Consider the following 22,552-nt stretch of genomic DNA (forward strand, 5'->3'; position numbering starts at 1 on the left):
TGAGCGCCGTGGATACACCGGCCAGCTTGTCCGGCGTGGTGCCGAGCGCCTCCCGGTTCTCCGCGACGAACGTCTGCACCTCGCCGACGGCGTCGTTGAGATCCCTGACCGCGGTGGCCACTTCGTCGGGGCCGGCTGACGAGGAGGACGACGAGGCCGCCGGTCACCTGATCGCCGCGCTGCCGTCACCGCCGCGGCCGGCCACCCCGGCGCCCCCGCCGGAGTGGGCGGACCTCGACGTCGACCCGGCCGATCTGGTCGTCATCGTCGGCGGTGCCGAGCTGGGCCCGTACGGGTCGTCGCGCACCCGCTTCGAGATGGAGGTCGACAACGAGCTCTCGGCGGCCGGTGTGCTGGAGCTGGCGTGGACCACCGGGCTGATCAAGTGGGAGGACGATCCCCAACCCGGTTGGTACGACACCGAATCCGGTGAGCTGGTCGACGAGTCCGAGCTGGTGGAGCGCTACCACGACGAGGTGGTGAGCCGTTGCGGCATCCGCGAGTTCGTGGACGACGGTGCGATCGATCCCGATCACGCGTCCCCGCTGCTGGTCAGTGTCTTCCTGGACAAGGACTTCCGGTTCGTGGTGTCCAGTGAGGCCGACGCGCGCGCGTTCGTGCAGTTCGATCCCGAGCACACCGTGGCCCGGCCGATCCCGGATTCCGGTGACTGGGAGGTGATCCGCAAGGCGGGCACCGAGATTCGCGTGCCGCGCAAGACGAAACTGTCGCGCACCGTGGGCGCGCAGATCCCGACCGGCTTCGACCCGACCGTGTGGGGCATCAGCCCGGACATGGCGACGTCGATCGACCGGGTGGCGCTGTGGAACATCGTGGCGACCGTCGATGCGTTCCTGTCCTCGGGTTTCACCCCGTCGGAGCTGATGCGCTGGGTGCACCCCAGCCTGGTGGCTTCCACGCAGGGCACCGGCATGGGCGGCATGACGTCGATGCAGACCATGTATCACGGCAACCTGCTGGGCCGGAGCAAGCCCAACGACATCCTGCAGGAGGTCCTGCCGAATGTCGTTGCCGCACATGTGATGCAGTCCTACGTCGGTGGTTACGGCGCGATGGTGCACCCGGTGGGTGCGTGCGCCACGGCCGCGGTGTCGGTCGAGGAGGGCGTGGACAAGATCCGCCTCGGCAAGGCCGAACTCGTGGTGGCGGGCGGCTTCGACGACCTGACCCTGGAGGCCATCATCGGCTTCGGTGACATGGCGGCCACCGCCGACACCGAGGTGATGCGCGCCAAGGGGATCAGCGATTCGAAGTTCTCCCGCGCCAACGACCGGCGCCGGCTCGGCTTCCTGGAGGCCGAGGGTGGCGGCACCGTGCTGCTGGCCCGCGGCGACCTGGCGCTGAAGATGGGTCTGCCGGTGCTGGCCGTGGTCGGCTACGCCCAGTCGTTCGCCGACGGTGTGCACACCTCGATCCCGGCGCCGGGCCTGGGCGCGCTGGGTGCCGGCCGCGGAGGCCGTGACTCGATGCTGGCGCGCTCACTGGCCAAGCTGGGGGTGGGTGCCGACGACATCGCGGTGATCTCCAAGCACGACACCTCGACGCTGGCCAACGATCCCAACGAGACCGAGCTGCACGAGCGGCTCGCGGACTCGCTGGGACGCTCCGAGGGCGCACCGCTGTTCATCATCAGCCAGAAGAGCCTGACCGGGCACGCCAAAGGCGGTGCGGCGGTCTTCCAGATGATGGGTCTGTGCCAGGTGCTGCGCGACGGCGTCATCCCGCCGAACCGCAGCCTGGACTGTGTCGACGACGAGCTGGCGACCTCGGCGCACTTCGTGTGGCCGCGCGAGACGCTGCGGCTGGGCGGGAAGTACCCGTTGAAGGCGGGTCTGGTCACCAGCCTCGGGTTCGGTCACGTGTCGGGTCTGATCGCGTTGGTGCATCCGCAGGCGTTCCTGGCCACGCTGACACCCGAGCAACGCGCGGAGTACACCGCCCGGGCCCAGGAGCGGACACTGGCCGGTCAGCGCAGGCTGGCCTCGGCGATCGCCGGCGGCCGGCCGATGTTCGAGCGGCCCGACGGCCGGCGCTTCGACGGCGACCTGCCGGAGAAGACCCAGGAAGCCGCGATGCTGCTGGACGCGTCGTCCCGGCTCGGTGAGGACGGCGTGTATCGCCGGTGAGCCGTGAGATAGGTTGCTGCCCGTGGCCATCGTCGGGATAGGCATCGACCTCGTCTCCATTCCGGAGTTCGCCGAACAGGTGGACCGGCCCGGGACGGTGTTCGCCGAGACGTTCACCCCGGGCGAGCGGCGCGACGCCGCCGACAAGAGTTCGTCGGCGGCGCGCCACCTCGCGGCGAGGTGGGCGGCCAAGGAGGCGGTGATCAAGGCCTGGTCCGGCTCCCGGTTCGCCAAGCGGCCGGTGCTGCCCGAGGCGATCCACCGCGACATCGAGGTCATCACCGACATGTGGGGCCGGCCCCGGGTCCGTCTGTCCGGGGCGGTGGCCGAGCACCTCAAAGAGGTGACCATCCACCTGTCGCTGACCCATGAGGCCGATACCGCCGCGGCCGTCGCGGTCCTCGAGGAGCGCTGACCGTCCGCTGCACCGCGCGGTTCGCCGCCCGGGTTTCGGGTACCCGGGCGGATCACCACGCCGCACCGGGAGGACCAAGGTGTCTCAGACGAGCCAACGCGAACTGGGGGAGTCCGACAGTCCCATCGAGGACGAGCTTGAGTACGCCTTCCGGCGGATGGTCGACGAAGGCACCCAACGGCTGCACCGCAACTGGCGTGAGGTGCTGGTCACCGGGTTCTTCGGGGGGACCGACATCGCGGTCGGGGTGCTGGCCTACGTGGCGGTACTGGATGCCACCCACCAGCCGTTGCTCGCGGGACTGGCGTTCTCGGTCGGCTTCCTCGCGTTGCTGCTCGGCCGCAGCGAGCTGTTCACCGAAGGCTTCCTGATACCGGTCACCACCGTCGCCGCCAAGCGGGCCGGCGTCGGTCAGCTGCTCAAACTGTGGAGTGGCACGCTGGTCGCGAACCTGGTCGGCGGTTGGGTGCTGATGTGGCTGATCATGACGGCGCTGCCCCGGCTGCACGACCAGACCATCGAGTCCGCCGCGCACTACGCGACCGCGCCGTTGTCCGCGGAGACGGTGGCGCTGTCGTTGCTGGGCGGCATGGTCATCACGTTGATGACGCGTATGCAGCACGGTACCGACGCGATGGTCGGCAAGATCGCCGCCGCTGTCGCGGGCGCGCTTCTGCTAGCCGGGCTGCAGTTGTTCCACTCGATCCTCGACTCGTTGTTGATCTTCGGTGCGCTGATCACCGGACGCGCGTCGTTCGATTATCTCGACTGGCTCGGGTGGTTCGGGTACACCGTGGTCCGCAACGTCGTCGGTGGACTTCTGCTGGTGACGTTGCTGAGACTGCTGCGCAGCAAGGACCGCCTGCAGCAGGAGCGCCACGACGCCGAGACGGCGTGAGCATCTGACCGGTTAACCTCGACGCCATGAGCGATCTCGTCCAACGCGTCCGTGACGTGCTGCCGTCGGTGCGTGCCGATCTCGAGGATCTGGTGCGCATCCCGTCCGTCTGGGCCGACCCGGCCCGACGGCCAGAGGTGCGGCGCTCCGCGGAAGCGGTGTCGAAGTTGTTGTCGGAGGCTGGGTTCGACGACGTCCGGATCGTCGCCGAAGGCGGCGCGCCGGCCGTGATCGCCCGGCATCCGGCGCCCGACGGGGCACCGACGGTGCTGCTCTACGCCCATCACGACGTGCAACCGGAGGGTGATCCGGCGCAGTGGCACACGGCGCCGTTCGAGCCGACAGAACGGGACGGCCGGCTCTACGGGCGCGGCACCGCCGACGACAAGGCCGGTATCGCAACACATCTGGCGGCCTTCCGCGCACACGGCGGCAATCCGCCGGTCGGGGTGACCGTCTTCGTCGAAGGGGAGGAGGAGTCGGGTTCGCCGTCGCTGTCGCGGCTGCTCGCCGCGCACCGCGACGCGCTGGCCGCCGACGTCATCGTCATCGCCGACTCCGACAACTGGAGCACCGACATCCCGTCGCTGACGGTGTCGCTGCGCGGGCTCGCCGACTGCGTGGTGGAGGTCGCCACACTCGACCACGGACTGCATTCCGGGATGTGGGGAGGCGTGGCGCCCGACGCGCTCTCGGTGCTCGTGCGCCTGCTGGCCACCCTGCACGACGACGACGGCAACGTCGCGGTGGAGGGTCTGCACGAGGCGGACACCGCCGGCCGCGACTTTCCCGACCACACACCCGAGCGGGTGCGCGGCGACACCGGACTGCTCGCCGGCGTGTCCGAAATCGGTTCCGGTTCAGTGGCGCAACGGCTGTGGGCCAAACCGGCGATCACCGTCATCGGCATCGACACCACGCCGATCGCCCACGCCTCGAACACGCTGATCCCGCGGGCGCGGGCCAAGGTGAGCATGCGGGTCGCGCCCGGCGGGGACGCCGCCGGGCATCTCGCGGCGCTCACGCGGCATCTGGAGAGCCACGCCCCATGGGGTGCGCACGTCACCGTCACACCGGGCGATCTCGGCGAGCCCTACGAGATCGACGCCACCGGCCCGGTGTACGACGCGGCGCGCAGCGCGTTCCGCGACGCGTGGGGACACGACGCCGTCGACACCGGAGTCGGTGGGTCCATCCCGTTCATCGCCGAATTCGCGGCCGCCTTCCCGGACGCGAAGGTACTCGTCACCGGGGTCGAGGATCCCGACACGCAGGCGCACGGCATCAACGAGAGCCTGCACCTGGGTGTGCTGGAACGGGCGGCGACCGCCGAGGCGTTGCTGCTGGCCCGGCTCGGCAGGTCAGACGGACAGGTCGCGCCGTAGTTTCGCGACGTGTCCGGTGGCGCGAATGTTGTACTGCGCCACCGCGATCTTGCCGTTCTCGTCGACGACGAACGTCGAACGGATCACGCCCTGCACGGTCTTGCCGTACATCTTCTTCTCGCCGTAGGCGCCCCACGCTTCGAGGACCTCGCGATCGGGGTCGGACAGCAACGGGAACGTGAGCCCCTCCGCGTCGCGGAACTTGGCGAGCTTCTCGGGCTTGTCGGGGGAGATGCCGACGACATCGAGGCCGGCCTCGTTGAGTTCGGCGAGGTTGTCCCGGAAGTCGCAGGCTTCCTTGGTGCAGCCCGGTGTGGAGGCGGCCGGATAGAAGTAGACGATGACCTTGCGCCCCTTGTAATCGGTCAGGTTGACGGTGTTGCCGTCGGCGTCCGGCAGGCTGAACGCGGGCGCTATGTCGCCGACCTCGAGTCGGGGGGTTTGCGGCATCGGTGTGTTGTCCCTTCACGCGGTCCGAGCTGGGTGCTGGTCGTTCGGTCGACCGGGCGCTCGCGCGCGCTCCGGCTCAACTAGGGTAGTGCGGCAGAAACTGATCGTCGGGGTACGGCCGGCGCTGTGGCAATGGAGGCAGATGTGGCGGACCGGGATCCGGACACCATCAAGGCTGAGATCGATCAGGCGCGTGAGCAACTGGCGGTCACCGTCGACTCCCTCGCGGTGCGGGCGAACCCCCGCCGCCTCGCCGACGATCTGAAGGCGGGCGTTGTTCGCTTCGTCACCCAGCCTCAGGTGATCGCCTCGTTGGCCGGTATCGGCGTGGTGATCGTCATCGTCGCGGTCCGCCGCAACAGGTAGTCCCGGCGTAGGTCAGCGCCCGCGGCCGGACCGGAACCACCCGGAGAACGAGAAGCCCGGGGGATTGGCGACGCGGCCGATCCTGGTGCAGTTGTGCACCGCCACCGGCCGTTGCGCCTTTGCGCCCCGAGCCGAGTTCTCGCCGTCAACGCCGGCGACGACCGGTTCGCGTGGCCCTGACATCAGCAAAGTCCTCGATTCATGGTTGCCAGCTCGGCGGGGCGCGCCCTCTCCCGCACCAGCTAACTGGCACCCTAGCATCATCGCATCTCTTTGCCCAGCGCAGCGGGCATAAATTTCTTCGGCAACGGAAGATTCCGTTACCGAGTCGCTCGGACGGGCCGTGCGAGAGAAGTCACCGTTGCGTGACAACCAGCACAGGAGTAGGCACGGAGGCGCGGGAACTGTACAAAATAGTCGTATGCGTAAATCGCGGTCCGGCTGATATTCGCTGTGGCCCGGCCGGCGATCTGCGGCACCGCTGTCCTCTACGCTGACGCTGATCCGAGGACGAGCGAAGGAGACGCGGTATGTCGTGGTTTCTGGCCCTGCAGGGGCCGAACCAGTCCAGCCATCAAACATCTGTCTATGAGCTGCAGGACTCCACCGACGTGGACAAGCTCGCCCAGGAGCTGGCCAGCGCCGTGACGTTGGACCGGGTGGTCGCGATCCCGGCGATGCTGCCGCAGAACACCCGCAAGCGGCAGAAGGTCACCCTCTACGTGCGGCCGGCGGCCTGGGGGATGTGGACGTTCTACGAGCTGTCTGAGGAAGACCGCCGCCAGCTGATGAAGGACAACCCGCTGGTGCAGGCGATCGCACAGCATCAGCGCGAGCACACGGGTCAGCCCGGCCAGGTCAACCCGCTACTGGGGAACCCCGGCGCGGGTCCGCGTCGCTGACCAGCGGGGACGGGTGGGGCGGCGCGGCCGCTCCACCCGGACCGCCGACACTGCGGCGTCGATGATGCGCCGATGACAAAGCCCCGCCGAGGCGGGGCTTTGTGATGAGTGCGCCGTCAGGGTTTCGAACCCCGGACCCGCTGATTAAGAGTCAGCTGCTCTACCAACTGAGCTAACGGCGCGCGTGTGAGACAATAACAGGCCCGTGGCGCTGGAACGAAATCCCCACGTCCACGCGGTTTTCAGGCGCGACATCGCGGTCGGGCTCCCATGTCGGAACTGACCGTAGAATTGGCGGCGACAGTTTGCGGGCAAACCCTTAGGCGAGGTGGATCGGTTTATGTGGCAGGTCAACGCGGCGACCCGGACGCGCCGGCGGCGGTCCTGGCTGACGGCTGCTGTGCTGATTCCGGCGATCGTGCTCGGCCTCAGCGGATGCGGCGGCAGTGCCGAGGCACCGCAGGCGCAGGTGATCACGGAGAAGGGCACGCCGTTCGGCGATCTGCTGATCCCGAAGCTGACCGCATCCGTGGAGGACGGCGCTGTCGGCGTCAGCGTGGATTCGCCGGTGACGGTCAGCGCCGAAGACGGCGTGCTGGGTTCGGTGACGATGGTCAACGAGAACGGTAGAACCGTCGAGGGCAAGCTGTCGGAGGACGGGCTGACCTGGGAGACGGCCGAGCCGCTTGGTTACAACAAGAGCTACACGATCACCGCGCAGTCGCTCGGCCTGGGCGGCGTGACCAGCCGCGAGATGACGTTCGAGACGCACTCGCCGGAGAACCTGACGATGCCGTACGTGCTGCCCAACGACGGTGAGGTGGTCGGGGTCGGGCAGCCGGTGGCCATCCGGTTCGACGAGAACATCCCGAACCGCCTCGCGGCGCAGCGTGCGATCACCGTCAAGACCGACCCGCCGGTCGAGGGCGCGTTCTACTGGCTCAACAACCGCGAGGTGCGTTGGCGCCCCGCCGAGTACTGGAAACCCGGGACCACCATCGAGGTCCAGGTCAACGCCTACGGCGTGGATCTGGGCGACGGGCTCTTCGGGCAGGACAACGTCAAGACGAGCTTCAAGATCGGTGACGAGGTGATCACCACCGTCGACGACAACACCAAGACGCTGACTGTGCGCCGTAACGGCGAGGTGGTCAAGAGCATGCCGGTGTCGATGGGCAAGAACAGCACCCCGACCAACAACGGCGTGTACATCGTCGGTGACCGGCGGTCGCACATGGTGATGGACTCGTCGACCTACGGTGTTCCGGTCAACTCGCCCAACGGGTATCGCACCGAGGTCGACTGGGCCACCCAGATCTCGTACAGCGGCATCTACGTCCACGCCGCGCCGTGGTCGGTGGGCAGCCAGGGCAGCAGCAATGTGAGCCACGGATGTATCAACGTGAGCACGAGCAACGGCAAGTGGTTCCACGACAACTCCAAGCGCGGAGACATCGTCGAGATCGTCAACACGGTCGGCACGACGCTGCCGGGCACCGACGGGTTGGGCGACTGGAATATCCCCTGGGAGCAATGGAAGGCGGGCAACGCCAGCGTGTGACGGTCGATACCACCGCGTCGTCGACGCCGTCCTGATGCACATCAGGGCGGCGTCGATGCGTTCCGATGCTTCTGTGTCGGAGCGCCGTGCGTCAGTCCCGGTCGTGGTGGCATACCGCTTCCAACATCACTCCGAACGGGTCGGTCCAGAAGGTCGCGAAGTACGGCGGGGGATATTGAGGAAACGATCGCGGCCGGTGCAGCACCTCGCCGCCCGTCTCTTCGACGAACCGATGGACCGCGTGAACCTCTGACCGTGACTTGACCATGAAGGCGAGGTGCTGAAGGCCGACGCGGTGACGCGAATAGGGGTCACTGTCGCCCGCCGGATAGAAGAACAGGAAGGTGCCCGGCTTTCCACCGGCCGGCCGGAAGGCGAACTGGTCTTCCGCATCGAGAAACTCCTCGAACCCTACGAGGGGCATCAGTCGGCCGTAGTAACTTCTCGCCGCTGCGAGATGAGGCACGTTGATTCCGATGTGGCCCAGCATGGCTGGAAACTATCCCCGTGTTGCCCGGCCGGCAATGGCCCCGGGGCCAATGGCTGCGGACATGCCACTAACGCAAATGGTGGGAGGGCGAAAACGCCCTCCCACCTGCAGGGTGGCTGACGGGACTCGAACCCGCGACAGCCAGGATCACAACCTGGTGCTCTACCAACTGAACTACAGCCACCATCGCCGCGTGTGCGGCTTGGTCATACTAGCTGCTGTTGTCCCCCGGAGCCGAATCGTCATGGCCGAGGGGCCCGAGTTCGGCCGCGACGGCGGCGATGTCGCTGGTCGACGGGCCCGGTGGCGGCACGAACGCGGTCTGCCGGTAGTAACGCAGCTCCCGGATCGACTCGTGGATGTCGGCCAGCGCGCGGTGCGCCAGGCCCTTCTCCGGCTGCCCGAAGTAGATCCGCGGATACCAGCGCCGGCACAGTTCCTTGATCGAGCTGACATCGATCATGCGGTAGTGCAGGAAGTCGTCGAGCTTGGGCATGTCGCGCGCGATGAAGCCGCGGTCGGTGGCGATCGAGTTGCCCGCCAACGGTGCGGTCTTGGCCTGTTTGACGTGCTCCCGGATGTAGGTCAGCACCATGTCCTCGGCGGTCGCGACGTCCACGGTCGATGCCCGGACCTCGTCGACCAGGCCCGATCTGGTGTGCATCTGGGCGACGACGTCGATCATCGAGGACAGCGCCGCATCGTCGGCATGGATCACCACGTCCAGCCCGTCGCCCAGGATGTTGAGCTCGGAGTCGGTCACCAGCACCGCGATCTCGATGAGCAGATCGGATTTGAGGTCCAGGCCCGTCATCTCGCAGTCGATCCATACCAGTTCGTCACGCACAGCGCTCACAGTAAGCCCCGAGGCCGTGGCGGGCAGACCACACCCGGTCAATCGCCGCCCGGCCCGGATAGGGTGCGACACATGACCAGCGACTCGGCCGTCACCCCCGCTAAGCAGATCGCCGCAGGTTATGCCGTCGACGGCGCGGCGTTGGAGTTGGGTTCCGTCGTCATCGACGGCGTCTGTGATCCGTCGGCCCGGGTGCGCATCCCGCTGGCCACTCTGAACCGGCACGGCCTGGTCGCCGGGGCGACGGGCACCGGGAAGACCAAGTCGCTGCAGGTGATCGCCGAGCAGCTGTCGGCGGCCGGTGTCCCGGTGGTGATGGCCGACGTGAAGGGCGATCTGTCGGGCCTGTCCAGGCCCGGTGAGCCCGACGACAAGGTGACCCAGCGCGCCGCCGACACCGGCGACGTGTGGACCCCGACCGGGTATCCGGTGGAGTTCCTGTCGCTGGGCACCTCCGGCATCGGGGTGCCGGTGCGCGCCACGGTCAGCAGCTTCGGACCGATCCTGCTGTCGAAGGTGCTCGGGCTGAACCGGACCCAGGAGTCGACGCTGGGCTTGATCTTCCACTTCGCCGATCAGCAGGGGCTCCCGCTGCTGGATCTGAAGGATCTTCGGTCGGTGATCCAGTACCTGACCAGTGACGAGGGCAAGCCCCAGCTGAAGGCGCTCGGTGCGGTGTCGACCACCACCGCGGGGGTGATCCTGCGCGCTCTGGTGAATCTGGAGGCCGAAGGCGCCGACACGTTCTTCGGTGAACCCGAGCTCGAGCCCGAGGACCTGTTGCGGGTGGACGCGTCCGGCCGCGGTGTGATCACGCTGCTGGAACTGGGGAGCCAGGCGGCGCGGCCGGTGATGTTCTCGACGTTCCTGATGTGGGTGCTGGCCGACCTGTTCACGTCGTTGCCCGAGGTCGGTGACGTCGACAAGCCCAAGCTGGTGTTCGTCTTCGACGAGGCGCACCTGTTGTTCGCCGACGCGTCGAAAGCCTTCCTGGAGCAGGTGGAGCAGACGGTCAAGCTGATCCGTTCCAAGGGCGTCGGGGTGCTGTTCTGCACGCAGCTGCCCACCGACGTGCCGAAAGAGGTGCTCAGTCAGCTCGGCGCCCGGATCCAGCACGCACTGCGCGCGTTCACTCCCGACGACCAGAAGGCGCTGACCAAGACCGTCCGCACCTACCCGAAAACCGCCGTGTACGACCTGGAGTCGGCGTTGACCTCGCTGGGCATCGGAGAGGCGGTCGTCACCGTGCTCTCCGAGAAGGGGGTGCCGACCCCGGTGGCCTGGACCCGGATGCGTGCGCCGCGCTCGCTGATGGACACCGTCGGCGCCGACGCGATCGCCGCGGCCGCCGCGGCCAGCCCACTGCAGGCCGAATACGGGAAGACCGTAGACCGAGAGTCGGCCTACGAACGGCTCGCCGCGAAGCTGGCCCCGCCACCGGCCGTCACGCCACCGCCTGTCCCGCCGCAGCCTCCGGTCACCCCGCCGCCGCCGGTCTATGTGCCGCCGACGGCGGAGGTGCCGCCGATGCCGGCTCCGGCATCCCCCGACGGGCCCGGCCTTCTCGACAAGATGATGGAGAGCCCGGCGTTCAAGAGTGCGATGCGCTCGGCGGGCACGGTGATCGGCCGGGAGATCACCCGCAGCATCTTCGGCACCGGCCGCCGCCGCCGGCGCAGGCGCTGACGCCCGCCGAACTTGCATTCCAGCAGGCCCGCACTCGCAAAACTCCTGCCGGAATGCAAGTTCGGCGCTAAGGGGGCTAGCCGCCGAGCTTCTTGTACACCGCGCCGACGATCGGGGCCACGATCGCGCGCGGGGCGTACCCGCTGGCCGCCGACATCGCCTTGGACGTGATTCCCGGCACCACACGCATCTTGTTGCGCTCCAGGCCGTCCAGCGACACCTTGGCGGTGTACTCGGTGTCGATCCACAGGAAGTCGGGGATCAACCGCTCGACGAGCGACTGCTCCTCCGGGTCGGGCAGTTCGGTGCGCACGGGGCCGGGCGCGAGCACGGTGACGTGCACCCCCACCGACGTCAGCTCACCGCGCAGCGACTCGCTGAACGTGTTCGCGAACGCCTTGGTCGCGGCGTAGGTGGCGTTGTTCGGGATCGGGGAGTTACCCGCCGCCGATCCGGAGATCAGGATCCCGCCGGCGCGGCGCTCGACCATGCCGGGCAGCACCGCCAGTACGAGGTCGTGCACGCCGAGCACGTTGAGCTGCACCTGTTTCCGTTCCTCTGCCGGGTCCAGAGAAGCCACCGGGCCGAACGTCGCGGTGCCGGCGTTGGCGCACAGTATCGAGATGTGCCGGGTGGCCAGCTCCTCGCAGAACGCGCCGCGGGCCGCCGGATCGGCCAGGTCGACGGCGCGCACCTCGACCGTCACACCGTAGGTGTCGCGAAGCCGCTCGGCCAGCGAGTTCAGCACCTCCTCGCGGCGGGCGGTGATGATCAGGTGGTGGCCGCGGTGGGCGAGCTCGACGGCGAGTGCCTCGCCGATGTTCTGGGACGCACCGGTGACGACGGCACGGGCATCCGCACTGGGAGCGGGGACGGGCATGGGCCGGACTATATCGTGGGCGACCATGAGCGAGGTGTCGCCCACGACCGGTCCGCCCGCCCGCACCGCGACACGCTCGCGTGTGCTGGCCTGGGCGATGTGGGATTTCGGGGCGACGGCGATCAACGCGATCGTCATCACGTTCGTCTTCACGGTGTATCTCACCGCGACGGTCGGCGACGATCTTCCCGGCGCCACCAGTCCGGCGAGCTGGCTCGGCCGCGCGCTGGCACTGGCGGGACTCGTCGTGGCGCTGCTGGCGCCGGTGACCGGGGTGTGGGTGGACGCGCCCGCCCGGCGCCGTCGCGTGCTGGCGTTGTTGACCGGGCTGGTGGTGCTGCTGACCGCGTCGATGAGCCTGATCCGCGACGACCACCACTACCTCTGGCCCGGTCTGGTGTTGCTGGCCTGCACGGCGACCTGCAGCGAGCTCGCGACTGTGCCGTACAACGCGATGCTGCGCGAGCTGTCGACGCCGTCGACGTCCGGGCGCATCTCCGGATTCGGTTTGGCGCTCGGGTATTTCGGCAGCGTGCTGGCGCTGCTCGTCGTCTACGTCGGCTTCATCGCCGGTGACGGCGCCACCCGCGGCCTGCTGCATCTGCCTGCCGAGGACGGCCAGAACGTGCGTGCGGCCATGCTGCTGGTCGCCGCGTGGTTCACGCTGTTCGCGCTGCCGCTGCTGATCTCGGTTCCGCGGGTGCCCGCGCACGAGGCCCCGGCGCGGGTCGGCTTCACCGGCGCCTACCGCCGGCTCTGGAGCGACATCCGCGGTGAATGGCGCCGCGACCGCAACTTCGTCTACTACCTCGGCGCCAGCGCGGTGTTCCGGGACGGGCTCACCGGGATCTTCACGTTCGGCGCCGTTCTCGGGGTGAACGTCTACGGGGTCTCCGAGGCCGACGTCCTGCTGTTCGGGGTGGCTGCGTGCGTGGTCGCCGCGCTGGGCGCGATCCTCGGAGGCCGGGCCGACGACCGGCTGGGGTCCAAGCCCGTCATCGTGGCGTCGCTGGTCTCGATGATCGTCGTGGGCCTGGTGCTGATGGGGTTGTCGGGGGTGCTGGCCTTCTGGGTGTGCGGCCTGATGCTGTGCCTGTTCATCGGCCCGACGCTGTCCTCGGCCCGGACGATGATGCTGCGGATGTGCGCCCACGGCAAGGAAGGCGTGACGTTCGGTCTGTACACGATGGCCGGGCGCGCGGCGACGTTCCTGGCGCCCTGGCTGTTCTCCCTGTTCATCGACGTCTTCGACAGCCAGCGCGCCGGCATGGGCGGTCTGGTGGTGGTGCTGGCGCTGGGGCTGCTGCTGTTCCTGCCGGTCCGACCCCCGCGCCGGCCAGAACCCGTCTAGCGCCGCGGCGTGCAGATCGTCAGGCCGGCTCCGCTGCGCTGGTCCAGTTGCGTGCCGTTGACCGAGATCGAGCAGGTCACCTCACGGCCGACGTTGATGATGCTGATGCTCGCCGAGTCCTCGCCGGGCTGGGGCAGCGCGACTTCCTTGCTCCACGGCAGCATCACGTTGAACTCGGTCTGCAGCAGTCCGCCGGTGTCGACGTAGGTGATGTTGATGGCGCGACCGGTGCCGGCGACGGTGTAGACCACCGTGTCGGTGGCCCCCGGCACGGTGGGCTCGGCGGGAGAGGTTCTCGGTGTGGTCGGCAGGGTCGGAGCGGGCAGCACCGGCGTCGACGGCCGGGTGGTCGGTGTGCGCGACGTCGTCGTGGGTGTCGGGGTGGTGAACGACGGTTCCGGAGCCGACGGCAGCGGCGCCACCACGGTCTGCTGCCGGGAGCTGTTGACGATCACGAGCGCGATCACCAGGCCGATCACCAGCAGCACGGCCAGAGCCGCGACGATCCACAGCCATCGTGGCGACCTGGGGCCCTCCGGTGGTGGTGGCTCCGAGCCGTACCCCGGTGGCTGCGCCGGCGGATACTGGCCGGTCGCATACGGGTCGTAACCGTAGGGCGAGTAGGCGGGCAGGGGCTCGGTCGGTCGGGGCGCCGGCGGCGGCTGGTACGGCGGGCCGTACGGCGTCTGGCTGGCGTACGCGGGATCGGAGTAACCGGAATAACCCGATTGCTCCTCACGGCCACGCCAGCCGGATTGCTCCTCGCGTCCGCGGCCGTAGGGTGACTCCGTCATGCCCACCTCATGGCTGCAGGGTACCTGTGCGACCGCTCAGTGCGCCGCGCGCACCGGCCCACACCCCATCGCCGGCCCCGACCGTGCAGAATCGGGAAGCGTGGCAGAACAGGTACGCCGGATCTATGGCGCGTCGATGTCTCCCGACGCCACCGCGTTCGCCCACCTCGTCGACGACGGAGGGTACCCGCGGGCGGTCCAGCGCTTCCTGCGCGGGTGGCGGGCGAGTTCGTCGCGCGATGTCGAGCTCCCCGTCGACGGTCCCGTCACGCGGGTGCTGCACTCGGCCGACGGGCACTGGCTGGCGTGTCAGGTCGCGCCCGAGGGCGGCACGCGCACCCAGATCTGGGTGGTGACAACGGATCCCGATGACCGTGACGCGCGCAGGATCGACAGCTGGCCGTCGGGGGTGGAGGGCACCGCGGAGCTGATCAGCTGGGACGGGTCCCACGTCGCGGCGATCCTGACCGGTGAGGACGGGGTGGGCAGTTCCTGCCTGCTCGACCCGTCGGGCGGGGCGGTCACCGTGCTCGACCGCCGCTCCGGCGGCCGGCTCGTCGACTCCTGGTGCGGGGCGTCACTGGTGCGGGTGGGTCCGCGCGGTTACCGCGATCTCATCATGTTGCGAGGGCTCACCGAGACCGCGCTGCTGCCATACGATCCGGGGTCGACGACCGACACCGGCGTGATCCTCGACGACCACAGTCCCCGTCGGTTGCGCTCAGGACCGGAGGGCGAGATCACCCAGCTCTACCACCCGGCGAAGGACTACGGAGTCAACAGCACCGAAGGCTATGTGCGGGCGCTGATCCGCAGCGAGAACGGGGCCCAGCACGCCCGGCTGCTGGAGGTGACCGTGACCGCGGACGGGGTCTCCTACCAGGTGCTGGCCGAGCGGCCCGGATACGAACTCGACGAGTTCACCGTCAGCGACGATCTGTCCACCGTGGCGATGTTGTGGAACCTGCACGGCGCCAGCGAATTACAGATCCTGGAGTACGCCGACCAGACGCTCAACGACCCGATCCCGCTGCCGGGCATGGTGGCCGGCGAGTTGAGCATCAGCGCGGGCGGGTCGATGCTGGCGCTGACGGTCGAGGGCCCGTCGAAACCGCCCACGGTGGAGTTGGTCGATCCGCGCACCGGCGAATGGCAACTGGTCGACCGCGAACCGAGCAGCGGCCCCGTCTCGGCCGACCCCACGTTGGAGACGGTCACCGCACGCGACGGGCTGACGTTCAGCGGCTGGCTGTTCCGGCCTCCCGCCGGTGTCGAGACGATCGGCGCCATGCTGTTCCTGCACGGCGGGCCCGAGGGGCAGGGCAGGCCCGGCTACAACGAGTTCTTTCCGGCGCTACTCGACGAGGGCATCTGCGTCTTCCTTCCCAATGTGCGCGGGTCCGGCGGGTTCGGGCGCGCCTTCATGCACGCCGACGACCGGGAGCGCCGGTTCGCCGCCATCGACGATGTGTCCGACGCGGCGCGCTTCCTGGTCGGCAACGGGCATGCGCCGGCCGGCCGGGTGGCGTGCTGCGGCTGGTCCTACGGCGGTTATCTGACCCAGGTGGCGCTGGCGTTCCACCCTGACGAGTTCGCCGCCGGGATCAGCATCTGCGGTATGAGCGACCTGAACACCTGGTACCACAGCACCGAGCAGTGGATCGCCGCGGCCGCGTACCCGAAGTACGGCCACCCGGTCAGCGACCGGGATCTGCTCGAACGGCTGTCGCCGCTGCCGCGCGCCGACAAGGTGACCGCGCCGCTGCTGCTGGTGCACGGCCTCAACGACACCAACGTGCCGCCGAGCGAGTCGCAACAGATGTACGACGCGTTGACCGAGCTGGGTCGGCCGGTACAGCTGTTGACCTTCGACGACGACGGCCACGAGATCGACAAACGCGAGAACCGCGCCGTGTTGCGCAAAGCCATGACCGCATGGCTGACCGACGCTTTCGCCGATTGACCTGTCCCCGCGAAGGTTTACCGCAATTTTCCGCGGGGTAAAACTCTGCTGCGCGCCACACGGCCGCGCAAACGGAGGAGGCACGGCATGCGAGGAGCTCTCGGCGTCATTGTGCTCGTCTGGTTGTTGATCGGCGTCTTCGCCGCTTATCAGCGCGACTATTTCAGCGGTGGCGAAACCAATTGCGCCACAGCGGGAAGCATCGCGTTGACGGTGGTGGCGGGGCCGCTGAATTACGCGGGAGTAAATCCGAAGGTTACGGATTGCAACGTTCCGCAGCCCAGTCAGTAATCGCTGGCTGGATAAAACTGAATTAGAACTGGAAGGGAAGAGTGACCATGATCGTCCTCGGTGCGATCCTGCTGATCCTGGGTCTGATTTTCGGTATCTCGATCCTCACCTACATCGGTGTGGTGCTGCTCGTGATCGGAGCCGTGTTCTGGGTGCTCGGGTCCGTCGGCCGACCCGTCGGAGGCAGGAAAGTCTGGTATTAGCGCGTCACGCGCGTAATCCGGCCGAGGTCAGCGCCGCGACCGTCATCGCCTTGAGGACGGTCCGCGAACTGGCCTCGGCCGTTTTCGTCAGCCCGGGTTTGATGCCGTGCGGAGTCGAATTGAGCAGGCCGAACGCGGCATGTGCCATCAACCGGGCGTCGGCCTCGGTCAGAGCGGGCGTGCGCCGTTGCAGCACCTCGACCCAGATCTCGACGTACTGCCGCTGTTTGCGCCGGACCTGCCGCTTCGCCGCGGCGGGCAGATTGCCGAGGTCGCGATCCTGGATGCGGATCAGATCCGGCTCGCCGAACGCGAAGTCCAGATGGAAGTCGATCAGGCTCGCCAGTGCGGTGTCGGCGTCGACGGCCCGCGCGACCACCTCGGTGGCCCCGGCGAGCAACCGGGTGCTGATCCCGACCAGCAACTCGACCAGCAGCGCCTCCTTGTTGGGGAAGTGCCGGTAGATCGCGGGTCCGCTGACCCCCGCCGCGGCGCCGATGTCCTCGAGCCGGACCGCGAGGTAGCCGTGCTCGGCGATCAGCCGCTCGGCCGCGGCGACCAGTTGACTGCGGCGGTCGGACTTGGCGCGGCTGCGCGGCGAGGACGCCTCGGTGGCCGTCATGACGTGAACCTCCCGCCGGTGCTGGACATCGTCAGTTAATCGTGATTAACATACCATCCGGTTAGTCGTCATTAACTAAAGGTGGTTCAGGGATGGCAGCGCGGACATCTCATCGTGACAGTCATGTCGCGCTGGTCGATCAGTTGCGCACCAAGCTCGCGGCGGCGGCCCTCGGTGGACCCGAGCGTGCGCGTGAGCGCCACGTCAGCCGCGGGAAACTGTTGCCGCGCGACCGCGTCGACGGCCTGCTCGATCCCGGCAGTCCGTTCCTGGAGTTGGCGGCGCTGGCCGCCGACGGAATGTATGACGACGAATGCCCCGGTGCGGGCATGATCGCCGGGATCGGGCGGGTCTCCGGGCGCGAATGCATGATCGTGGCCAACGACGCCACCGTCAAGGGCGGCACCTACTACCCGATCACGGTCAAGAAGCACCTGCGGGCCCAGGAGATCGCGCTGCACAACCGTCTGCCGTGCATCTACCTGGTGGACTCCGGCGGCGCCTTCCTGCCGCGCCAGGACGAGGTGTTCCCGGACCGCGAGCATTTCGGTCGCATCTTCTACAACCAGGCGACCATGAGCGCCAACGGAATCGCGCAGATCGCCGCGGTGCTCGGTTCGTGCACGGCCGGCGGCGCGTATGTTCCCGCGATGAGCGACGAGGCCGTGATCGTGCGCAACCAGGGCACCATCTTCCTGGGCGGCCCGCCGCTGGTGAAGGCCGCCACCGGCGAAATCGTGACCGCCGAGGAGCTCGGCGGCGGTGACCTGCACTCCAAGGTCTCCGGGGTGACCGACCACCTGGCCCACGACGACCGGGATGCGCTGCGCATCGTGCGACAGATCGTCGGCACGCTGGCGCCGAAGGCGGCCCCGCCCTGGGAGGTTGCCCCGACGGTGGAACCGGTCGCCGACCAGACCGAGCTCTACGACGTCGTTCCGGTCGACTCCCGAGTTCCCTACGACGTGCACGAGGTCATCACCCGCATCGTCGACGGCGGCGAATTCGCGGAGTTCAAGGCCGGTTACGGCACCACGCTGGTGACCGGCTTCGCCCGTATCCACGGGCACCCGGTCGGCATCGTCGCCAACAACGGGGTGCTGTTCGGAGAATCGGCGGTCAAGGGTGCGCACTTCATCGAGCTGTGCGACAAACGCGTCGTCCCGTTGTTGTTCCTGCAGAACATCTCCGGGTTCATGGTCGGCCGCGACTACGAGGCGGGCGGTATCGCCAAGCACGGGGCCAAGATGGTCACCGCGGTCGCGTGCGCGCGGGTGCCGAAGCTGACCGTGGTGATCGGCGGGTCCTACGGAGCCGGGAACTACTCGATGTGCGGTCGGGCGTATTCGCCACGCTTCCTGTGGATGTGGCCCAACGCCCGCATCTCGGTGATGGGCGGTGAGCAGGCCGCCTCGGTGCTGGCCACCGTCCGCGGGGACATGACCCCGGAGGAGGAAGAGGCGTTCAAGGCGCCCATCCGTGCCCAGTACGAACACCAGGGCAACCCCTACTACTCGACCGCGCGGCTCTGGGACGACGGCGTCATCGACCCCGCCGAAACCAGAACCGTTGTCGGACTGGCACTTTCGGTGACCGCGCAGGCGCCCCTGGAGCCGGTGTCCTACGGCGTCTTCAGGATGTGAGCCCCATGACCGACAACCTCTTCGACACCGTTCTGGTCGCCAACCGCGGCGAGATCGCGGTACGGGTGATCCGCACGTTGCGCGCCATGGGGATCCGCTCGGTGGCGGTGTTCAGCGACGCCGACGCCGGCGCCCGCCATGTCGCCGAGGCCGACGTGGCGGTGCGGATCGGACCCGCGCCGGCGAGACTGAGCTACCTGTCGATCGAGGCGTTACTCGACGCCGTCGACCGCACCGGTGCGCAGGCGGTGCACCCCGGTTACGGATTCCTCTCGGAGAACGCACAATTCGCCGACGCGCTGAGCGCGGCCGGTGTCGCGTTCATCGGCCCGCCGGTGACCGCGATCCAGACCATGGGCGACAAGATCTCGGCGAAGGCCGCGGTCTCGGCGTTCGGTGTGCCCGTGGTTCCCGGGGTGTCCCGTCCGGGTCTCACCGACGACGACCTGATCGCCGGTGCGGCCGACGTGGGCTTCCCGGTACTGGTCAAACCGTCTGCCGGTGGCGGCGGCAAGGGCATGCGTGTGGTGCACGGGGCCGCCGAACTTCCTGCCGCGCTGGCCGGTGCGCGCCGCGAGGCGGCGTCAGCGTTCGGCGACGACACGCTGTTCCTCGAGCGGTTCGTGCTCAACCCGCGGCACATCGAGGTGCAGGTGCTCGCCGACACCCACGGCAACGTCGTGCATCTCGGCGAGCGCGAGTGCAGCCTGCAGCGCCGCCACCAGAAGGTCATCGAGGAGGCCCCGTCGCCGCTGCTCGACCCGCAGACGCGGGCCCGGATCGGCGCGGCGGCCTGCGACACCGCGCGCAGCGTCGACTACACCGGCGCCGGCACGGTCGAGTTCATCGTGTCCGCCGACCGGCCCGACGAATTCTTCTTCATGGAGATGAACACCCGGCTGCAGGTCGAGCACCCGGTCACCGAGATGGTCACCGGTCTGGACCTGGTCGAGCTGCAGGTCCGTGTCGCCGCGGGGGAGAAGCTGCCGGTCGCCCAGGACGACATCCGCCTCGACGGCCACGCCGTCGAGGCCCGCGTCTACGCCGAGGACCCCGCGCGCGGCTTCCTGCCCACCGGCGGTGAGGTCATCGGGCTGCGCGAACCCGCCGGTCCGGGGGTGCGGGTGGACTCCGGGCTGGCCCGCGGCACCGTCGTCGGCAGCGATTACGACCCGATGCTGGCCAAAGTGATCACCCATGCCGGCGATCGTGCCGGCGCGCTGCGTGCCCTCGACACGGCGCTGGCCGACACCGCGGTGCTGGGTTTGACCACCAACGTCGAGTTCCTGCGCTTCCTGCTCGCTGATGCCGACGTCATCGCCGGGGATCTCGACACCGGGCTGTTGGACCGGCGCCTGCCGGATTTCGCGTCGGCACCCACGTCCGACGAGGAGCTGATCGCCGCCGCCGCCTATCGCTGGTTGCGGTCGTGGCCGGTGGCGCCGACGAGTCCGTGGGAGGTGCCCTCCGGGTGGCGGATCGCCGGGCGCGCTGCCACGCCGGTGCGGCTGCGGGCGGGGGAGCGGACCGATCACGTGTGGCTGACCGGCATACCGAGCGACGCGACGGCGACGGTCGAAGGCGGCGAAAGCCGAACCCTGAGCGCCGATTTGACCGATGACCGGCTGGCGGTGACCGTCGACGGGATGCGCACCGAGTACCTCGTCGCCGCGTCCGGTCATCAGGTGTGGCTGGCCGGCGCGGGACGGGTCACACTCGTCGAAGAGGTCAGGGAAGCCCCCGTGCGGCCGGACGACGCCCACAGCGGCGACGCCGAGCTCACCAGCCCGATGCCGGGCGCGGTGGTCGCCGTCGGCGTCGAGGACGGGGCCACGGTGTCGGCCGGGACCGTCGTCGTCACCGTCGAGGCGATGAAAATGGAACACGCGCTGTCCGCCCCTGTCGACGGGGTGGTCGACCTGCTGGTGGGCGCGGGCGAACAGGTGAAAGTGGGCCAGGTGCTGGCCCGGATAACGGCAATCGAGGAGCCGCAGTCATGAGCAATAACCTGGCCACCGGGACACTTCCCGACCACTATGAGCAGCTGGCCAAGACCGTGCGGGACTTCGCGCAGAGCGTGGTGGCGCCGGTCGCGGCCAAACACGACCAGGAACATTCGTTCCCGTACGACGTGGTGTCGGGGATGGCCGAGATGGGGCTGTTCGGCCTGCCGTTCCCGGAGGAGTACGGCGGCATGGGCGGCGACTACTTCGCGCTGTGCCTGGCACTCGAGGAGCTCGGCAAGGTCGACCAGAGCGTCGCGATCACCCTGGAAGCCGGCGTGTCCCTCGGCGCGATGCCGGTCTACCGGTTCGGCACCGATGCGCAGAAACAGGAATGGCTGCCGCTGCTGGCCAGCGGCAAGGCTCTCGGCGCGTTCGGTCTGACCGAAGCCGGTGGCGGCAGCGACGCCGGCGCGACGAAGACGACCGCCCGCCTCGACGACGGGCACTGGGTGATCAACGGGTCCAAGCAGTTCATCACCAACTCCGGCACCGACATCACCAAACTGGTGACCGTCACCGCGGTCACCGGCGACACGGACGGCCGCAAGGAGATCTCGTCGATCCTGGTGCCGGTGCCGACGCCCGGTTTCACCGCCGAACCGGCGTACAACAAGGTCGGCTGGAACGCCTCGGACACCCACCCGCTCAGCTTCGACGACGTCCGCGTCCCCGAGGAGAACCTGTTGGGCGAGCGGGGCCGCGGTTACGCGAACTTCCTGCGGATCCTCGACGAGGGGCGCATCGCGATCGCGGCGCTGTCGGTCGGCGCCGCGCAGGGCTGTGTGGACGAGAGCGTCAAGTACGCCAAGGAGCGCCACGCGTTCGGCCGTGCGATCGGCGCCAATCAGGCCATCGCGTTCAAGATCGCGCGGATGGAGGCCAGGGCGCATACCGCCCGCGCGGCCTACTACGACGCGGCGGCGCTGATGCTGGCCGGCAAGCCGTTCAAGAAGGCCGCCGCGGTGGCCAAGCTGGTCTCCAGCGAGGCGGCGATGGACAACGCCCGCGACGCCACGCAGATCTTCGGCGGCTACGGATTCATGAACGAGTATCCGGTCGCCCGGCACTACCGCGACAGCAAGATCCTCGAAATCGGTGAGGGCACAACGGAAGTGCAGCTGATGCTGATCGGGCGGGAGCTGGGGCTGTGAGCGTCGACAGCGACAAGAAGATCGTCGTCCAGCGCGGGCTGTGGTTCGAGGAGTTCGAGACCGGGGTGCTCTATCAGCACCGCCCGGGGCGCACCATCACCGAAGCCGACAACGTCTTGTTCACTACGCTGACCATGAACACCCAGGCGCTGCACCTGGACGCCGCATTCTCGGATGCGTTGCCGCCGTTCAACCAGCGCCTGGTCAACTCGATGTTCACGCTGTCGACGCTGGTCGGGCTCTCGGTCGCGCAGCTCACCCAGGGCACCATCGTCGGCAATCTGGGCTTCGGCGAGGTCGCGTTCCCGAAGCCGCTGTTCCACGGTGACACGCTGTACGCCGAGACCGAGGTCCTCGACAAGCGGGAATCCAGAAGCCGCCCCGGTGAGGGCATCGTGACCTTCGCCCACACCGGGCGCAACCAGCACGGCGACATCGTGGCCACGGCGTCACGCAAGACGATGGTGCGCAAGCGCCCCGAAGGAGAGTGAC

General features: G+C 68.5%; 23 protein-coding genes and 2 tRNA genes. 16 read left to right on the forward strand and 9 right to left on the reverse strand.

Features of this window, described 5'->3' with window-relative positions:
- From ASJ79_RS27125 to ASJ79_RS27140, 4 genes are all read left to right on the forward strand, one after another.
- Positions 1-2,147, forward strand: a 2,147-nt coding sequence (locus tag ASJ79_RS27125; RefSeq protein WP_304439126.1) for a beta-ketoacyl synthase N-terminal-like domain-containing protein, incomplete at its 5' end; no start/stop codon positions are given.
- Between the two features lie 22 nt (positions 2,148-2,169).
- Positions 2,170-2,562, forward strand: coding sequence for a holo-ACP synthase (locus ASJ79_RS27130; RefSeq protein WP_197420393.1), 393 nt, complete (start codon positions 2,170-2,172; stop codon positions 2,560-2,562).
- Positions 2,563-2,641: 79 nt separating this feature from the next.
- Positions 2,642-3,460 (forward strand): formate/nitrite transporter family protein, encoded by an 819-nt coding sequence (locus ASJ79_RS27135; protein WP_067962020.1) that lies wholly within the window; start codon positions 2,642-2,644, stop codon positions 3,458-3,460.
- Positions 3,461-3,486: 26 nt separating this feature from the next.
- Positions 3,487-4,845, forward strand: coding sequence for a dipeptidase (locus ASJ79_RS27140; RefSeq protein WP_067962021.1), 1,359 nt, complete (start codon positions 3,487-3,489; stop codon positions 4,843-4,845).
- On the opposite strand, the gene bcp is transcribed toward ASJ79_RS27140, so the two are convergent.
- Positions 4,822-5,295 carry a thioredoxin-dependent thiol peroxidase gene (gene bcp, locus ASJ79_RS27145; RefSeq protein ID WP_067962024.1) on the reverse strand — a complete coding sequence of 158 codons (474 nt, stop codon included), beginning with the start codon at positions 5,293-5,295 and terminating at the stop codon, positions 4,822-4,824. The genes ASJ79_RS27140 and bcp overlap by 24 nt on opposite strands.
- A gap of 144 nt (positions 5,296-5,439) precedes the next feature.
- Between bcp and ASJ79_RS27150 the strand changes: the two genes are divergently transcribed.
- A complete protein-coding gene (locus ASJ79_RS27150; protein ID WP_067962090.1) occupies positions 5,440-5,661 on the forward strand; it encodes a DUF3618 domain-containing protein in 222 nt (73 codons plus the stop codon).
- A gap of 12 nt (positions 5,662-5,673) precedes the next feature.
- Here ASJ79_RS27150 and ASJ79_RS33510 read toward each other — a convergent pair whose 3' ends face one another.
- Complete coding sequence (locus ASJ79_RS33510; protein ID WP_197420394.1) at positions 5,674-5,844, reverse strand: hypothetical protein; 171 nt, start codon at positions 5,842-5,844, stop codon at positions 5,674-5,676.
- 347 nt (positions 5,845-6,191) lie between these two features.
- Here ASJ79_RS33510 and ASJ79_RS27155 point away from each other — a divergent pair, with 347 nt between their 5' ends.
- The gene (locus ASJ79_RS27155; protein ID WP_067962026.1) at positions 6,192-6,563 is read left to right on the forward strand and encodes a hypothetical protein; all 372 of its coding nucleotides are present in this window, start codon (positions 6,192-6,194) and stop codon (positions 6,561-6,563) included.
- Positions 6,564-6,672: 109 nt separating this feature from the next.
- Here the strand turns inward: ASJ79_RS27155 and ASJ79_RS27160 are convergent.
- A tRNA-Lys gene (locus tag ASJ79_RS27160) sits at positions 6,673-6,745 on the reverse strand.
- 158 nt (positions 6,746-6,903) lie between these two features.
- On the opposite strand from ASJ79_RS27160, the gene ASJ79_RS27165 reads away from it, so the two are divergent.
- Complete coding sequence (locus ASJ79_RS27165) at positions 6,904-8,124, forward strand: Ig-like domain-containing protein (protein ID WP_156448671.1); 1,221 nt, start codon at positions 6,904-6,906, stop codon at positions 8,122-8,124.
- A gap of 91 nt (positions 8,125-8,215) precedes the next feature.
- Here the strand turns inward: ASJ79_RS27165 and ASJ79_RS27170 are convergent, their stop codons facing one another.
- From ASJ79_RS27170 to orn, 3 genes are all read right to left on the reverse strand, one after another.
- Positions 8,216-8,614 (reverse strand): VOC family protein, encoded by a 399-nt coding sequence (locus ASJ79_RS27170; protein ID WP_067962028.1) that lies wholly within the window; start codon positions 8,612-8,614, stop codon positions 8,216-8,218.
- 111 nt (positions 8,615-8,725) lie between these two features.
- Positions 8,726-8,798, reverse strand: a tRNA-His gene (locus ASJ79_RS27175).
- Between the two features lie 27 nt (positions 8,799-8,825).
- Complete coding sequence (gene orn / locus ASJ79_RS27180; RefSeq protein ID WP_067962094.1) at positions 8,826-9,461, reverse strand: oligoribonuclease; 636 nt, start codon at positions 9,459-9,461, stop codon at positions 8,826-8,828.
- A gap of 81 nt (positions 9,462-9,542) precedes the next feature.
- Here orn and ASJ79_RS27185 point away from each other — a divergent pair, with 81 nt between their 5' ends.
- A complete protein-coding gene (locus ASJ79_RS27185) occupies positions 9,543-11,156 on the forward strand; it encodes a helicase HerA-like domain-containing protein (RefSeq protein WP_067962029.1) in 1,614 nt (537 codons plus the stop codon).
- Between the two features lie 76 nt (positions 11,157-11,232).
- Here the strand turns inward: ASJ79_RS27185 and cmrA are convergent, their stop codons facing one another.
- Positions 11,233-12,036: a mycolate reductase gene (gene cmrA / locus ASJ79_RS27190; RefSeq protein ID WP_067962095.1), complete on the reverse strand. Its 804-nt coding sequence runs from the start codon at positions 12,034-12,036 to the stop codon at positions 11,233-11,235.
- Between the two features lie 25 nt (positions 12,037-12,061).
- Here cmrA and ASJ79_RS27195 point away from each other — a divergent pair, with 25 nt between their 5' ends.
- Positions 12,062-13,387, forward strand: coding sequence for an MFS transporter (locus ASJ79_RS27195; RefSeq protein ID WP_067962031.1), 1,326 nt, complete (start codon positions 12,062-12,064; stop codon positions 13,385-13,387).
- Here ASJ79_RS27195 and ASJ79_RS27200 read toward each other — a convergent pair.
- Positions 13,384-14,181 carry an MmpS family transport accessory protein gene (locus ASJ79_RS27200; protein ID WP_067962097.1) on the reverse strand — a complete coding sequence of 266 codons (798 nt, stop codon included), beginning with the start codon at positions 14,179-14,181 and terminating at the stop codon, positions 13,384-13,386. The genes ASJ79_RS27195 and ASJ79_RS27200 overlap by 4 nt on opposite strands.
- Positions 14,182-14,317: 136 nt before the next feature.
- Between ASJ79_RS27200 and ASJ79_RS27205 the strand changes: the two genes are divergently transcribed.
- The 3 genes from ASJ79_RS27205 (at position 14,318) to ASJ79_RS32885 (ending at position 16,638) form a co-directional block, all read left to right on the forward strand.
- Complete coding sequence (locus tag ASJ79_RS27205; RefSeq protein WP_156448673.1) at positions 14,318-16,144, forward strand: S9 family peptidase; 1,827 nt, start codon at positions 14,318-14,320, stop codon at positions 16,142-16,144.
- 87 nt (positions 16,145-16,231) lie between these two features.
- Positions 16,232-16,435, forward strand: a complete 204-nt coding sequence (locus tag ASJ79_RS31720) for a hypothetical protein (protein WP_082754093.1) — start codon at positions 16,232-16,234, stop codon at positions 16,433-16,435.
- A 47-nt stretch (positions 16,436-16,482) separates the two neighbouring features.
- Positions 16,483-16,638: a hypothetical protein gene (locus tag ASJ79_RS32885; protein ID WP_156448672.1), complete on the forward strand. Its 156-nt coding sequence runs from the start codon at positions 16,483-16,485 to the stop codon at positions 16,636-16,638.
- A 4-nt stretch (positions 16,639-16,642) separates the two neighbouring features.
- Here the strand turns inward: ASJ79_RS32885 and ASJ79_RS27210 are convergent, their stop codons facing one another.
- Positions 16,643-17,260, reverse strand: coding sequence for a TetR/AcrR family transcriptional regulator (locus tag ASJ79_RS27210; RefSeq protein WP_067962034.1), 618 nt, complete (start codon positions 17,258-17,260; stop codon positions 16,643-16,645).
- A 92-nt stretch (positions 17,261-17,352) separates the two neighbouring features.
- On the opposite strand from ASJ79_RS27210, the gene ASJ79_RS27215 reads away from it, so the two are divergent.
- Genes ASJ79_RS27215 through ASJ79_RS27230 form a run of 4 tightly spaced genes read left to right on the forward strand, consistent with a single transcriptional unit; the run spans position 17,353 to position 22,551 of the window.
- Positions 17,353-18,903, forward strand: a complete 1,551-nt coding sequence (locus tag ASJ79_RS27215) for a carboxyl transferase domain-containing protein (protein WP_067962037.1) — start codon at positions 17,353-17,355, stop codon at positions 18,901-18,903.
- A gap of 5 nt (positions 18,904-18,908) precedes the next feature.
- Positions 18,909-20,903, forward strand: coding sequence for an acetyl/propionyl/methylcrotonyl-CoA carboxylase subunit alpha (locus tag ASJ79_RS27220; RefSeq protein WP_067962039.1), 1,995 nt, complete (start codon positions 18,909-18,911; stop codon positions 20,901-20,903).
- Entirely contained in the window at positions 20,900-22,060 is a 1,161-nt protein-coding gene (locus tag ASJ79_RS27225; RefSeq protein WP_067962041.1) for an acyl-CoA dehydrogenase family protein, read from the forward strand. Before ASJ79_RS27220 ends, ASJ79_RS27225 begins: the two co-directional genes overlap by 4 nt.
- On the forward strand, positions 22,057-22,551 hold the full coding sequence (locus ASJ79_RS27230; RefSeq protein ID WP_067962043.1) for a MaoC family dehydratase: 495 nt from the start codon (positions 22,057-22,059) through the stop codon (positions 22,549-22,551). Before ASJ79_RS27225 ends, ASJ79_RS27230 begins: the two co-directional genes overlap by 4 nt.
- The last annotated feature ends 1 nt before the right edge of the window (position 22,552 follow it).

Origin of the sequence: Mycobacterium sp. NAZ190054 (assembly GCF_001545925.1) — a bacterium.
Taxonomy (GTDB): domain Bacteria; phylum Actinomycetota; class Actinomycetes; order Mycobacteriales; family Mycobacteriaceae; genus Mycobacterium.

Coding starts and splice junctions, on each gene's coding strand:
- ASJ79_RS27140 (WP_067962021.1), top strand. CDS start 3,487: ATGAGCGATCTCGTCCAACGCGTCCGTGACGTGCTGCCGTCGGTGCGT.
- ASJ79_RS27220 (WP_067962039.1), top strand. CDS start 18,909: ATGACCGACAACCTCTTCGACACCGTTCTGGTCGCCAACCGCGGCGAG.
- ASJ79_RS27165 (WP_156448671.1), top strand. CDS start 6,904: ATGTGGCAGGTCAACGCGGCGACCCGGACGCGCCGGCGGCGGTCCTGG.
- ASJ79_RS27195 (WP_067962031.1), top strand. CDS start 12,062: ATGAGCGAGGTGTCGCCCACGACCGGTCCGCCCGCCCGCACCGCGACA.
- ASJ79_RS27210 (WP_067962034.1), bottom strand. CDS start 17,260: ATGACGGCCACCGAGGCGTCCTCGCCGCGCAGCCGCGCCAAGTCCGAC.
- cmrA (WP_067962095.1), bottom strand. CDS start 12,036: ATGCCCGTCCCCGCTCCCAGTGCGGATGCCCGTGCCGTCGTCACCGGT.
- ASJ79_RS27200 (WP_067962097.1), bottom strand. CDS start 14,181: ATGACGGAGTCACCCTACGGCCGCGGACGCGAGGAGCAATCCGGCTGG.
- ASJ79_RS31720 (WP_082754093.1), top strand. CDS start 16,232: ATGCGAGGAGCTCTCGGCGTCATTGTGCTCGTCTGGTTGTTGATCGGC.
- ASJ79_RS27225 (WP_067962041.1), top strand. CDS start 20,900: ATGAGCAATAACCTGGCCACCGGGACACTTCCCGACCACTATGAGCAG.
- ASJ79_RS27155 (WP_067962026.1), top strand. CDS start 6,192: ATGTCGTGGTTTCTGGCCCTGCAGGGGCCGAACCAGTCCAGCCATCAA.
- ASJ79_RS27215 (WP_067962037.1), top strand. CDS start 17,353: ATGGCAGCGCGGACATCTCATCGTGACAGTCATGTCGCGCTGGTCGAT.
- bcp (WP_067962024.1), bottom strand. CDS start 5,295: ATGCCGCAAACCCCCCGACTCGAGGTCGGCGACATAGCGCCCGCGTTC.
- ASJ79_RS33510 (WP_197420394.1), bottom strand. CDS start 5,844: ATGTCAGGGCCACGCGAACCGGTCGTCGCCGGCGTTGACGGCGAGAAC.
- ASJ79_RS27185 (WP_067962029.1), top strand. CDS start 9,543: ATGACCAGCGACTCGGCCGTCACCCCCGCTAAGCAGATCGCCGCAGGT.
- ASJ79_RS32885 (WP_156448672.1), top strand. CDS start 16,483: ATGATCGTCCTCGGTGCGATCCTGCTGATCCTGGGTCTGATTTTCGGT.
- ASJ79_RS27205 (WP_156448673.1), top strand. CDS start 14,318: ATGTCTCCCGACGCCACCGCGTTCGCCCACCTCGTCGACGACGGAGGG.
- ASJ79_RS27170 (WP_067962028.1), bottom strand. CDS start 8,614: ATGCTGGGCCACATCGGAATCAACGTGCCTCATCTCGCAGCGGCGAGA.